This window comes from Salaquimonas pukyongi (assembly GCF_001953055.1).
Lineage (GTDB): Bacteria > Pseudomonadota > Alphaproteobacteria > Rhizobiales > Rhizobiaceae > Salaquimonas > Salaquimonas pukyongi.
Map to the genome: position 1 here is coordinate 686927 of NZ_CP019044.1, position 12924 is coordinate 699850.

Annotated in this window: 14 protein-coding genes; 7 read left to right on the forward strand and 7 right to left on the reverse strand. The window is 58.7% G+C overall.

The window, feature by feature from the left end; translation table 11 throughout:
• The first annotated feature begins 30 nt into the window (after positions 1-30).
• Both BVL55_RS03350 and BVL55_RS03355 read left to right on the forward strand, forming a co-directional pair.
• A complete protein-coding gene (locus BVL55_RS03350; RefSeq protein WP_075995726.1) occupies positions 31-582 on the forward strand; it encodes a F0F1 ATP synthase subunit B in 552 nt (183 codons plus the stop codon).
• 22 nt (positions 583-604) lie between these two features.
• Positions 605-1084, forward strand: a complete 480-nt coding sequence (locus tag BVL55_RS03355) for a F0F1 ATP synthase subunit B (protein ID WP_075995727.1) — start codon at positions 605-607, stop codon at positions 1082-1084.
• Positions 1085-1154: 70 nt separating this feature from the next.
• On the opposite strand, the gene rnhB is transcribed toward BVL55_RS03355, so the two are convergent.
• From rnhB to BVL55_RS03385, 6 genes are all read right to left on the reverse strand, one after another.
• On the reverse strand, positions 1155-1808 hold the full coding sequence (gene rnhB / locus BVL55_RS03360) for a ribonuclease HII (RefSeq protein WP_075995728.1): 654 nt from the start codon (positions 1806-1808) through the stop codon (positions 1155-1157).
• Between the two features lie 235 nt (positions 1809-2043).
• Positions 2044-3297 carry a PA0069 family radical SAM protein gene (locus tag BVL55_RS03365; RefSeq protein ID WP_342097878.1) on the reverse strand — a complete coding sequence of 418 codons (1254 nt, stop codon included), beginning with the start codon at positions 3295-3297 and terminating at the stop codon, positions 2044-2046.
• 366 nt (positions 3298-3663) lie between these two features.
• Positions 3664-4212 carry a molybdenum cofactor biosynthesis protein B gene (moaB, locus tag BVL55_RS03370; protein ID WP_075997855.1) on the reverse strand — a complete coding sequence of 183 codons (549 nt, stop codon included), beginning with the start codon at positions 4210-4212 and terminating at the stop codon, positions 3664-3666.
• A 32-nt stretch (positions 4213-4244) separates the two neighbouring features.
• Positions 4245-5150, reverse strand: a complete 906-nt coding sequence (locus BVL55_RS03375; RefSeq protein WP_075995729.1) for a 4-(cytidine 5'-diphospho)-2-C-methyl-D-erythritol kinase — start codon at positions 5148-5150, stop codon at positions 4245-4247.
• 15 nt (positions 5151-5165) lie between these two features.
• Positions 5166-6974, reverse strand: coding sequence for a tetratricopeptide repeat protein (locus tag BVL55_RS03380; protein WP_162841441.1), 1809 nt, complete (start codon positions 6972-6974; stop codon positions 5166-5168).
• Between the two features lie 141 nt (positions 6975-7115).
• Positions 7116-8150, reverse strand: a complete 1035-nt coding sequence (locus tag BVL55_RS03385) for a polyprenyl synthetase family protein (RefSeq protein WP_075995731.1) — start codon at positions 8148-8150, stop codon at positions 7116-7118.
• Between the two features lie 223 nt (positions 8151-8373).
• On the opposite strand from BVL55_RS03385, the gene BVL55_RS03390 reads away from it, so the two are divergent.
• From BVL55_RS03390 to BVL55_RS03410, 5 genes are all read left to right on the forward strand, one after another.
• Complete coding sequence (locus BVL55_RS03390) at positions 8374-8631, forward strand: putative signal transducing protein (protein ID WP_075995732.1); 258 nt, start codon at positions 8374-8376, stop codon at positions 8629-8631.
• Positions 8624-9403 carry a tRNA1(Val) (adenine(37)-N6)-methyltransferase gene (locus BVL55_RS03395; RefSeq protein WP_244530584.1) on the forward strand — a complete coding sequence of 260 codons (780 nt, stop codon included), beginning with the start codon at positions 8624-8626 and terminating at the stop codon, positions 9401-9403. The genes BVL55_RS03390 and BVL55_RS03395 overlap by 8 nt, the downstream gene beginning before the upstream one ends.
• A gap of 94 nt (positions 9404-9497) precedes the next feature.
• Entirely contained in the window at positions 9498-10361 is an 864-nt protein-coding gene (locus BVL55_RS03400) for a S49 family peptidase (RefSeq protein WP_075995734.1), read from the forward strand.
• 32 nt (positions 10362-10393) lie between these two features.
• On the forward strand, positions 10394-10594 hold the full coding sequence (locus BVL55_RS03405) for a hypothetical protein (protein WP_075995735.1): 201 nt from the start codon (positions 10394-10396) through the stop codon (positions 10592-10594).
• Between the two features lie 30 nt (positions 10595-10624).
• Entirely contained in the window at positions 10625-11542 is a 918-nt protein-coding gene (locus tag BVL55_RS03410) for a PhzF family phenazine biosynthesis protein (RefSeq protein WP_083649345.1), read from the forward strand.
• A 40-nt stretch (positions 11543-11582) separates the two neighbouring features.
• Here the strand turns inward: BVL55_RS03410 and BVL55_RS03415 are convergent, their stop codons facing one another.
• Complete coding sequence (locus BVL55_RS03415) at positions 11583-12896, reverse strand: MFS transporter (protein ID WP_075995736.1); 1314 nt, start codon at positions 12894-12896, stop codon at positions 11583-11585.
• Positions 12897-12924 lie beyond the last annotated feature (28 nt).

Genomic DNA, 12924 nt, shown 5'->3' on the forward strand with positions numbered 1-12924 from the left:
GCCGACACCGGCATGTAAACGGAAAAGCCAATGCTAGTTTCAGCCGCACTTGCAGCAACCACCGAAGCCTCGCACGATGCAGGAAGCGCCGGCGTGTTCCCGCCGTTCGACTCCTCCACCTTCGCTTCCCAGTTGCTGTGGCTTATCATCACGTTCGGCATCTTCTACTATCTGATGTCCAAGGTGATCATCCCGCGTCTTTCCGGCATTCTCGGCACCCGCCGCGACCGCATCGCCCGCGACCTCGACGAGGCCCAGCGCCTCAAGGAGGATTCCGATGCTGCCCTTGCCGCCTATGAGCAGGAACTGGCAGAAGCGCGCAAGAACGCCGGCAACATTGCCCAGGAAGCCCGCGAGAAGGCAAAGACGGAAGCAGAGGCCCAGCGCAGCAAGGCGGAAGCTTCGCTCAACGAGAAGCTGGCCGGTGCGGAAAAGCAGATTGCCACGATCAAGACAAAGGCACTGGCGGAAGTCGATGGAATTGCCGCTGACACGGCCGCCGAAATCGTGCGCCAGCTGGTCGGCGGCACGGTGAGCAAGGCAGAAATCACCAAGGCGGTGTCTGCCGCTGCCGGCAAGTGAGCTTGAACAGGGGAGCCTGACCATGGACGCAACCTTTTGGGCCCTAATTGCCCTGATCATTTTTCTCGGCATCGTCGCCTATCTGAAGGTGCCGGGCATGCTCACCAAAAACCTCGATGAGCGTGCGGAGAAGATTCGCAACGATCTGGAGGAAGCCCGCCGCCTGCGTGAGGAAGCGCAGGAACTGCTGGCCGACTATCAGCGCAAGCGCAAGGAAGCCGAGCAGGAAGCGAGCGACATCATTGCCGCTGCCGAGCGTGATGCGGAACTGATGGCCAGGGAAGCGGAAGAAAAAACCGCCGACTTCGTTGCCCGCCGCACCGCCATGGCCGAGCAGAAAATTGCCCAGGCCCAGGCTCAGGCCGTTGCCGATGTACGCGCTTCGGCCGTCGAGATTGCCGTCGCTGCGGCAGGCAAGATCGTCGAGGGCAAGGTTTCCGGGGCCACCGCCGACAAGCTGATCAAGGATTCGATTGCCGAAGTAAAAGCGCGGCTCAACTGATCATCCGGCATGGTTTGACGGGTTTAATTCGAAAGCGGCCTGCGGGCCGCTTTTTTGTGCAATGTGGTGTTCAGGCGTCCTTCATGGGGGAGAAGCTGTGCCGGTGCAGCGGGCAGGGGCCTTGTTCCCTTATTGCTGCCAGATGTCTGGCAGACCCGTATCCCTTGTGACCGGCAAATCCGAACGCCGGAAATTTGATATCCGCCCGCAACATCATCCGGTCGCGCATCACCTTGGCAACGATAGAGGCAGCAGCAATCGACAGGCTGCGCCCATCACCCTTTATGACGGCAAGGGCAGGGACCGATAGTCCGGGCGGCACGTCGCGCCCGTCAATCAGGGCATGGTCACAGCCGGTTTGAAGACCGCCGAGCGCCATGGCCATGGCCCGCAGACTGGCCTGGCGGATGTTGATGCGGTCGATGGTGGCATGGTTGGCGGCGTGCCAGCATACTGCCCGGCTGGCCACGGCAATTTCATCGAATAATTCTTCGCGGCGTTTGGCGGTCAGCTTCTTTGAGTCGTTCAGGCCCGATGGAATATCATCCGGGTTCAAAACAACCGCAGCGGCCACAACAGGTCCGGCCAGCGGGCCGCGCCCCGCTTCATCGGCACCGGCAATAAGCTGGTATCCCTTTTCTGCAAGACCTGCTTCCAGAGTATAGTCGGGCCCGTGGCGGAACCCTGCGGTCTGATCGGTCGAGGGGCGTTCAGGATGCAGCATTAAACGGGTGCAAGCTCAAAAGGGGAAGAGGAATCGGTGCCGGCCATGGGTTTGCGGCAGCATGGCGCGAACACCGATTCTCTTCAAGTCCGGCCCTTCTGGTTCTGCTACCCGGAGGGGACAGCGGCAGCAGAACCTTGTGGCGCCAAGGAAGCGCCGGGCCGGTTTTTCCAGCCGGGGAATGCTGGAAACCGGAAGCCTGAATGATCCGACACCGGATCATCGGGCGACAAGCTCAAAACAGCGCCAGTTGGGCCTCGTTTTCCTCGGGCGCTGAAAACAGATCTGTCCTTAGCATCCGGCGCTCCTGATTGAAGCCGAGCTTGCGGGCAGCAACCTCAAAGCGGCGGCCGAGTTGCAGGGCATAGGGTCCGCCGCCGCGCATCCGCTTGCCCCATTGTGCATCATAGTCCTTGCCGCCGCGCATCGACTTCAGCAGGTTCATCACATGGCGGTAACGGTCAGGATAATGCTTGAGCAGCCAGTCGCGAAACAGCGGGCTGACCTCCTGCGGCAGGCGCAGCAGAATATACCCGGCTTCGCAGGCGCCCGCGCCACGGGCCGAATCGAGAATACGTTCCATTTCGTGATCGGTCAGCGCGGGAATTACCGGCGCCACCATCACCGAAGCCGGAATGCCGGCCTCGGAAAGGTCGCTGATCGCCTTGAGCCTGAGCGTTGGCGTTGAGGCCCTCGGCTCCATGGCGCGTGCCAGCCTCCGGTCAAGCGTCGTGATGGACAAGGCCACTTTGACGAGCCCCTTTTTTGCCATCCGCGACAGAATGTCGATGTCACGGGTCACGAGCGCCGATTTGGTGACGATGCCCACCGGATGGTTGGCACTTTCCAGCACTTCCAGAAGTGAGCGCATGATGCGCCGTTCCTTCTCGATCGGCTGATAGGGATCGGTATTGGTGCCAATGGCAATCAGTTTCGGCTTGTATCCCTTTTTCGACAGTTCGCGCTCCAGCAGTTCCGCTGCGTCCTGCTTGGCAAACAGTTTTGATTCAAAATCCAGTCCGGCCGAAAGCCCCATATAGGCATGGGCAGGCCGGGCAAAGCAGTAGACGCAGCCATGTTCGCAGCCGCGATAAGGGTTGATGGACCGGTCAAAGGAGATGTCGGGTGACGTGTTTTTTGTGATGATCTTTTTCGCCTTCTCCTCATAGACTTCGGTCTTGAAGGGCGGCAGTTCGTCCAGCGTCTGCCAGCCATCGTCAAAAACATGCCGGCTGATCGGCTCAAAGCGGCCGGAGGGATTGAGCGCCGCGCCGCGTCCCCTTGAGCGCAGTTCGGCAAGCTTTTCGCTGCCATCATGGGTATTGAGGCCCCGCCAGTGCCCGGATCGGGCAATGCGGGAACGGTCCATGAAGGTGCGATGCGCCAGAACTGTCCGCTCTGCCGAAACGGTCCGCTCTGCCGAAACGGTATTGGGCTCCATGACGCCCCTGTCCGCCGTTTCCCTGCCATGCGCTTCGTTTTGCGCCATTTGACCTGCTCCCTGAAATGATTGCCGGGTATTCCGGTCGATTCGTTTCTGTGAACTTATTCCTATCTTCAAAAAGGGAACAAAGCAAGTACAAAAATGAGAACAGTTCAGTCTCCACACGAAATGCCGACCTCGGGAATGCCGATCTGGGGAATGCCCAATTGGAGAATGCATGGATGTGACAGATGTTCCGCCGGCTGGTTGAATTCCGTAGGCTATCCACAGGAAGTTTTTGGGCCAACCGCATGCACATGCTCGGTGAGCGCGGCATGATCTCCACGAAATTGCAGGCCAAACCGCACGTTGAGCGTGAGCCAAGCGCAAGGTTTGGTGGAGGAACCAAGCCCTGCAGTTCGGCAGGAAAACTCAGCCCTTGCCGCGTTTGAGATGCTCATCCAGTCGCGGCATGATCTCCACGAAATTGCAGGGCATGTGGCGGTAATCGAGCTGCAGGCCAAGAATGCCGTCCCAGGCATCCTTGCAGGCACCGGGCGATCCCGGCAAACAGAAGACATAGGTGGCATTCATCACGCCGCCGGTCGCCCGTGACTGGATGGTGGAGGTCCCGATCTTCTCATAGCTGATGCGGTGAAAGATGGCCGAAAAGCCGTCCATGGTCTTTTCAAACAGCGGCTCGAGCGCATCGGGTGTCACATCGCGCCCGGTAAAGCCGGTGCCGCCGGTGGTGATGATCACATCCACATCCTCCTGCCTGGACCAGGCTTTCACCTTTTCCTGGATGGCGGGAATATCGTCCTTGACGATGGCCCTGTCGATCAGGGTGTGACCGGCCTTTTCGAGCCGTTCGACGAGCGTTGCACCCGAGCGGTCTTCTTCCATGCTGCGCGTGTCGGACACGGTAAGGACGGCAATGCCCACGGGAACAAAAGGACGGTTTTCATCAATGCGGTTCATGGTGGTCTCTCCGGTTTCCAATGCCATATTCATCAGACCGGAAAGACCCTGTCCATGCCGAAATCGGCGCTCTGCGTCGCCGTGACCCACCAGCCGGGGTTTGCTGCCGCAATGGTGCCGGCGGCCTTCCGTGCGGCCTCTGCATGGGCAAAGATGCCGAAACAGGTCGCGCCGGAACCGCTCATGCGCGAAAGGCTGGCACCTGACGTTTCGAGCGCCCGCAAGACGTTGCCGATGACCGGTTCGGCGGCCATGGCTGGCGCCTGCAGGTCGTTTCGCTGCTCTTTGAGCCAGCTTGTCAGCATGAACTGGCTCAGTTGACCGGGCAGGGCGGCCAATGGCGGGTTTTGCTTGTTCTTCAGGATTCTGAAGATCTGCGGGGTTGAAACCGCAATGGCGGGATTGACCAGCACCAGATCGAGGGCCGGCAGATTGGCGGCAGGTTCAAGATCGGTGCCTCTGCCGCGGGCGATCAGGGAGGACGAAGAAAGACACATCGGCACATCGGAGCCGATTTCGGCACCAAGGGTCATCAGTGCGCTGTCGCTGACGGGGATACCGAGCGCATGACGCAGCACCAACAAGGTGGCCGCCGCATCGGCAGAGCCGCCGCCAATGCCGCTGGCAACCGGCAGGTTCTTTTCCAGGGCAAAACAGAGCCCGCCTGCCGCAGCAAAGGCTTCAGGGAAACGGCGCCGAAGCAGCGCCGCAGCCTTCAGGATCAGATTGTCGTTACCACCAAGCGCGGCAGCGAAAGGCCCGGTTGTTTTTAGCGCGGGTTTTTCGCCGCCCTTGCCCCATTGAAGTTCAAGTTCATCTGCCGGCCGGCAAAACACCACCAGGCTTTCGAGACTGTGATAGCCATCCTGCCGCTCACCCGTAACGTGCAGGGCGAGGTTGATTTTTGCTGGTGCGGTGCAGGAAATGGCTGACGACATGGCGGTTGCCGCAAATCAGTGCGTAAGCCCTACCTGGAGCTTGCGTTCGATCTTCGCCTTGTCTTCGGGGGCCGGTTCGTTGGCCAGTGCATGTTTCCACTGGAACACGGCTTCAAGCTTGCGGCCAACCTGCCAGAAGGCATCGCCCAGATGATCGTTGATGACAGGATCAGACGGCATCAGTTCCAAGGCCTTCTGCAGCTCTGCGACGGCCTCTTCATACCGGCCAAGCCGGTAATAGGCCCAGCCGAGACTGTCGATGATGAAGCCGGAATTGGGGCGCAGCTCCACAGCCTTGCGCACCATTTTCAGGCCTTCGTCAAGATTGATGCCCTGGTCGATCCATGAATAGCCGAGATAGTTCAACACATCGGGCTGATCGGGAACGAGTACCAAGGCCTGCTTGAAATCGGTTTCGGCCTTTGGCCACTGTTTGGTGCGCTCATAGGCAATGCCGCGCCGGTAGAACAGCCGCCAGTGGGTTCTCTGCGGATTGACGAGCCGGTTTATCGTGGTCGTATAAACCTCGATGGCCTTGTCATAGGCTTCGTGCTGGGCATGAACGCCGCCGAGCGAGAGTACGGTAACAAGGTCCAGCGGATCTTCGGCCACCAGCCCGTTCATGATTTCCACGGCCTGAGAGGTTTGTTCCATGCGGTTCAGATTGAGTGCATATTCGAGTTGGGCCCGCCGGTAGAAGGGCGATTGTGGGCCAATCTCGCCATAGAACGCATTCGCCTTTGGACGGCGGTCCTGATCTTCATAGACATTGCCGAGCGCGAAAAGAACCGAATCGCTGTCAGGCGCCAGGAAGCGGGCAAGCTGAAGATGGCCCTGGGCAAACGGCAGTCCGCCCTGCCGGCTGATCGCGGTGCCGACATTGAAAAACACTTCCGCTGCCCCCTGTTGCGGTGAGGCGATCAGTGGAGCGATCTTGGCTTTGTCCGCCGAAAGTTTTTCGCGCAGAGCAGCCAGTGGCGGATGATTGGCCAACAGCCGGAGACCTTCGTCAGCCGACTTGCGCGCATCCCCGGGATTTCCGGCACGCGCCTGGGCACGCGAAAGACCTTCGATTGCCCTGATATAGGTCTCGGTCAAAGCGGCCGCTACGGCACGGTATTCGACTGCCTTTTGAAACCGCGCAACCGCTTCACCATCGCGCTTTGCAGCGCTGAGTATGAGCCCGGCATGATATTCGCGGATCATCAAGACCCAGTCCGGCCCTTCGATTGCATCGATCCGCGCCAGTGCGTCATCAATCTTGCGTTCGCCGAAAAGTGCCCAACTGCCGAATATGGTGGCCAGCATTCCGTCAAGGTCGGTTCCTGAAATCCGGTCGATCCGTGAAAGTGCCTGGCCCCAGGATTTCTGTTTCAGCGCATTTGCGGCCACCACAACGTGATTGATATTCTGGGTCTGGCTCTCTGCCGGGATGCTGTTGAGCAGTTTGATTGCTTCGGAAATGTCGCCATTGGCGGTCAGCGCAACGAAAAGCGACTGCTTCAGATTCTGGTTTTCCGGGTCGAGTTCGATCGTCCGCCGGTAGTTTTTGATCGCCTCTTCCTCATCGCCGTTCGAACCGGCGCTCTGGGCAGCCAGGAAACTTCCCGACAGCGATGGCAACTCGTCGCTGGCATCAACAATTTTCAGCGTGGCGCTGTGAAGTTCCAGCTGTTCGAGGAAATTGTCGGCAATCACCGGCAATGGCATGAAAAACGCCATGGAGGATACCGCGCCGGCAAGCGCGGAAAGCAAAAACAGTCCGGAAGAAGGCTGGGTCGTTTTGCGCTTTTTCCGGTTATCCCGGGCCGCCTTGTCTGCCATGCGTTGTTCCTTGTTTTGTATGTGGCAATGCAGCCACCAAACGGCATATGCCATGTCGCACTGCCTGATCAAGGAATACTGCGATCAAATTACGGCGTTCAGTCCGAATTAATGCAACCAATTTGACCTTTCGCCCCGATCTTAGCTGGCTCGCATGAGGCTGTATTCCAGCACTTCCGTCAGGGCGTGTTTGTGGGCGCTATCCTCAAACGTTGCCAGGGCATCCTGGGCCAGTTCGCAAAACTGCCGTGCCCGTGCAAGCGTGTCCTCAAGGGCGTTGTACTCGCGCATCAGCCGCATGGCTTCTTCAAGGCGCGAGTCGTCGGACTGTCCCCGCTCAATGGCTTCGCGCCAGAAGGTGCGCTCGTTTTCGCTGCCCCTGCGATAGCAAAGCAGCACTGGCAGGGTCACCTTGCCTTCGCGGAAATCATCGCCGGTGTTTTTGCCCAGCACCTGTGACGAGCCGCCATAATCCAGCGCATCGTCGATCAGCTGAAAGGCGAGGCCGAGATTGTTGCCATAGGAGCGAAAGGCGGAAATTGCCGATTTGGGGGAACCGGCAAGAATCGGGCCCACTTCTGCGGCAGCAGCAAAAAGCGCCGCCGTTTTTGCCCGCACCACTTCCATATACTCATCTTGTGTGGTTTCGAGATTTTGCGCTGTGCCAAGCTGCATGACCTCGCCTTCGGCAATCACGGTCGCTGCATGGGACAGAACGTCCAGGGCATGCATCGATCCTGCCTCCACCATCATGCGGAATGCCTGACCGAGAAGAAAGTCGCCAACCAGAACACTGGCCTGATTGCCCCACAGCATGCGTGCGGCAAGTTTCCCCCGCCGCCGGTCGCTTTCATCCACCACATCGTCATGCAGCAGCGTTGCGGTATGCATGAACTCCACACTCGCCGCCAGCGTTACATGATGCGTCCCGGTGTAGCCGCACATGACAGCCGAGGCCAGGGTGAGCATGGGCCTGAGCCGCTTGCCGCCGCTGTCGATCAGATGCCGTGCTACCTCGGGAATAAGCGCAACGTCGGAGCCGCATTTTGAAAGAATGAGCTGATTGACGCGCTCCATGTCCGGCGCCACCAGATCCATCAGCGGCTTGATGCTGGCTGGCTGCCCCTTTTTGGGCCGTCCGCCTGCCTCTTCCAAAGATACCACTACGCCTGACATTCGTTGCTCCCGACTGATATACAGCTTTCTAGCCTATCACGCGGCGGGCGCAAGCGTGACAGATTGCCCTTGTCCGGCGGTGGGAAGCCGGCAGGGTTTTGATTTCAACAGATAGGCATCAACTCGCAATAACCGTAACGTTATCTTTGCCGCCGATCTGTTACTTGCCTGCACGGCAAATCCGTAACAGGTTGTAGCAGGCGGTGACGCCGCGTGGGTAGATATGATCGAACTGGTTAGAACCAATGACCTGGTAGCGATTTCGCTCATGGAATCCTTGTTCCGTGACGCCGGGATTGCATGCCTGGTTCTCGACCAGCACATGAGTGTGCTGGAAGGTTCGATCGGAATTCTGCCGCGCCGATTGATGGTAGCAGATGATGAAAAGGAAAAAGCCCGCAGACTGCTTGTTGATGCTGGTTTGGCGGACTTTCTGAAAGAAGATGGCCGTAGCGGTACAAGGAACAAGGACGTTGTCTGAACTGGCGGAGTTTGAAACGTCGGTGGACGATTTTTACCGCGGCAGGTTTCAGGTCGAGCAGCCTGTCCGAACCGGTCACCGTGGCGGTTCCGATGCATTGCTGATTGCTGCTGCCCTGCCGGAGGGCGCTTCCGGCAAACTCGCCGATCTGGGCGCCGGTGCCGGTGTTGCCGGCCTTGCCGCTGCCGCATCCAATCCGGGCCTGAAAGTGACACTGGTTGAAAAGAACGCCCGAATGGCAGCGCTTGCCGGCAGTAACCTGAAGCTGCGGAAAAACCTGGCGTTTGCAGACCGCACCAGCGTGCTGCAGGCCGATGTCACCCTGAGCGGTGCCAAGCGGCAGGAAGCCGGGCTTGGCGAAAACAGTTTCGACTATGTAATCATGAACCCGCCCTATAATCACGATGCACAGCGTGCCTCTCCCGACGCCTTGCGCTCTGAAGCGCATGTGATGGGGCTTTTCGGCCTCGATGCCTGGATCCGTACCGCGACCGCCATATTGAAGCCGGGCGGCGTGATGACCATGATCTACAGGACGGAGAAGATCGGCGAGGTGTCCGCCTGTGCGCAGGGGCGGTTTGGCGCCATCGCCATCGTGCCGGTCCATTCGAAAATCGAGGAAGGTGCAAAGCGCATTCTGCTTCGAATGACAAAGGGGTCGCGCGCGCCGTTGACCATCATGCCGGGCCTCGTGCTGCATGAGAACAACGGCAAGCCGACCAAGCTGGCCGAAGCCCTGATGAACGGGGAAGCCCGGGTTTTGTTCGATTGATCCCAAAAGCACCTGCCTGCCGGCAGCAGTACTTGCATTTTGCGGCTGTGTTCCCCATGTCAAACACAACAGCAGGCTGTTTGCGGATGGTTCAATGAGAATTTCGAAACTGTTGCCCTCTGTCCTCAGAAAGACGGACACGGTTATCCCGGTCGTACGCATGCAGGGTGCCATCATGGCATCCTCGTCGCCATTTCGGCAAAATCTCTCTCTGGCTGCGGTGGCAGGCCCCCTGCAGCGTGCCTTCGAAATGAAGGATGCACCACTTGTGGCGATCTCGATCAACTCGCCCGGCGGTTCCCCCGTCCAGTCGCGGCTCATCTATTCGCGCATCCGTGAGTTGTCGGCTGAAAAGAAGAAGCCCGTGGCAGTGTTCGTTGAAGACGTTGCTGCTAGCGGCGGTTACATGATTGCCCTTGCCGGCGACGAAATCATCGCAGACGAAACCTCCATTGTCGGTTCCATCGGCGTTGTCGCCGCCACCTTTGGCTTTGTGGAGGCAATCGGCAAGCTTGGTGTCGAGCGCCGTGTTTATACCGCCGGAAAGAACAAGGTGACGCTTGATCCGTTCCAGCCCGAGAAGAAAGCCGATGTCGATCACATTAAAGCGCTGCAGAAAGACATGCACGAGGTCTTCATCTCCATGGTGAAAGAGCGGCGCGGTTCGAAACTGGCCGACGACAAGGAGATTTTTTCGGGCCTCTTCTGGACAGGCAGGGAAGCCGGCCAAAAGGGCCTGATCGACGGTTTGGGGCATATGAGCGCCGTGATGAAGGAACGTTTCGGCGCCAAGACGAAACTCCGCCTCATTCAGGCAAAGCGCAATCTTCTGGGCCGCCCAGTGCCCTCGGTCGGGGTTTCGGCGACGGGAATTGGCAGCGAAATTGCAGCTGCCCTGCCTTCAAGCCTTGCAGAAGCGGCGGAAGAACGGGCATTGTGGGCGCGTTACGGCCTGTAACGCATGGAGGCCTGTAAAACATGGAGGGTTGAATGCCGCAACTGATTGCTGTTGGCCTTGTGGGAGGTCTGATCTGGTATGCCTGGCGCGCCCTGAAACGGCAGATGGCATCTGTTGGCGAGGAATTGCGCAATCAGGAACAGGCCCACGGCTCCAGAACACCCAGGACGGTTGAATCCCTGGAGAAGGGAGAAGACGGGGTTTACCGGCCCAAGGACAAGGGTCAAGGCTGAATTTGAGCAGCGGTCCTCTCTGGTGAACACATGTCCCGTCAATTGCCTTTCCACACCATGGATGTCTTTACGACCCAGCCCTTTGGCGGCAATCCGCTGGCCATTGTCGAAGATGCTGACGGTTTGACCACCGCGCAGATGCAGATCATCGCCAGGGAGTTCAATCTCTCAGAGACCCTGTTCGTCCAGTCTCCCGATGACCCAGGGCATACCGCAAAGGTCCGCATATTTTTTCCAACTGACGAAATCCCCTTTGCCGGGCATCCGACCATTGGCTGCGCCATCCACCTGGCGGCCAAGCACTTTGCCGGGCAGAAAGATTTTGAAACCACCATCACCCTGGAGGAAGTTGCAGGGCTGGTGCCGGTTGAAGTGCTTTCAGCGGGCGGCAAGGCAAAGGCCCGGTTTACCGCTCCGGTAATTCCCGAGCAGCACAAGGGTGAAAGTCCGTCTGAAGCGCTTGCGGCTTGCGCGCTTGGCCTCAACGAAAGGGATATCGGTTTCGGTGATCACAAATGCCGTGTTTTTGCCGGTGGTCCTGCTTTCCTGTACATTCCCGTCGCATCGCTGGATGCGCTGGGCCGTGCCGGGGTTATGGAGCCGCATTGGAGCCGCATGATCGCTGCTGCCAATGTCGACAGCGCGTATCTGTACACACCGGGAAACGATGAAATAGGCTATCAGGCGCGCATGTTTTCGCCAACTGCTGGAATTCCGGAGGATCCGGCTACTGGTTCCGCCACCGCCATCCTGGCCGCACAATTGCTGGCCAGCGGGGCGCTTGGCGAGGGGACGAACAGCATCTCCCTGCTGCAGGGCGTGGAAATGGGCCGCCGCAGCGAACTGGGCCTTGAAGTGGATGCAACCGGCGGGGAGATTTCTTCAGTGCGCGTCAGCGGCAGCGCGGTGGCGATCAGTTCAGGCAGTATCGTAATCCCGCAAGCGTGATCCGGCCGCCCTGTCGATACAACCTGGTGAGAACTCACATCTAGTGCACCAGACCTTCGCTGGTGCCGGCGTCCTCATCTTCATAGGCATCCGGGTTGGAATAGTCGCCAGGATAGGCAACCTGCGCGGTGACGGTCTGAAAGGATTCCTTGTCTTCCATTTCCACATCCTGGCGCTGGCGCATCCGGTAAAGCACGAACAGCAGGAACGTGGCTGAAATCAGCATCCCCATCGGCATGAAGAACTGAATCGGCAGAAATGCCAGAATTATGGTTGCAATACTGGGTATGATGAATGCGGAAATTGACCACGCGATCATCTGGGTTGAAGAGAGCATTACATAGTCCGCCGGGTCGGCCCGGTCATTGGCAAGGGCGCTTGAAACCGAATAAACGGTCTCGTTGAATCCGTTCCACAGGGAGAACACCACGATCAACATCAAAAGGCTGGCGGCCCCGTGGGCGCCGAAGGCGACCCCGGCCACGATGACCGAGCCAAGAGAAACCAGCGCCAGCACAATCCTTCGGTCAATGCGGTCCGACAGCGCCCCCATGGGCATCTGAATGGCAATCAGCCCCACCTGCATCAGGAACATCAACAGACCCACATCCGCTGGGCCAAAGCCGAGCGATGTGGTGTAGATGGGAGCCATGGACTGCATCAGCATGGTCGCGCCGCCGACTGCAAACATGCCGGCAAGGCCGACTGGGGAAATTTTCCAAACCTTGCGGATGTTGACGGCGATTGCCTCCGGCGCTTCAGGCTGGGGCAGGCGGGTCAGGCCGACTGGTATCATGGCCATGGCGACCACGGCGGTTGCCAGGATCGGAACCGTATTGCCTGTGATATCCATTTGTCCTGCGACGAAACTGCCGAAGCCAAGGGCGACAACATAGGCGATATAGAAGGTTGTGATGACCTTGCCCCTGATTTCATCGGTGCTGGCATAATGCAGCCAGCTCTGGGCAACGATGAAAATTCCGTTGATGGCGAAACCGTAGCACATCCGTGCCACAAGCCATGCGTAGGGGCTCTCGAAATAGGAAATTGCAAGCATCGTCATGACCATGACGGCGTATAAAAGCATGAAGACCCGGGCATGCCCCACCAACCGCAGGAGCGGGCCAGTGGCAAAACAACCCGCCAATCCGCCAAAGGCCACTGCAGGAAGCATGGCCGATGCAACCCATGGCTCGAAGCCGATACTCAGGAGTTTGACGGGTATGTATGCAAACAGCGATCCACTGGCGAAGGCACCAATTGTCGAGGAGGCAATCACACCCGAAACGGCAACAAGACGCGACCGCGCGGTCGAGACTTCAGTTACCTTGATCTTGATAACGTCTTCGGACATTTCTTTTCCGCTGCGGTGTTTGTGTGTT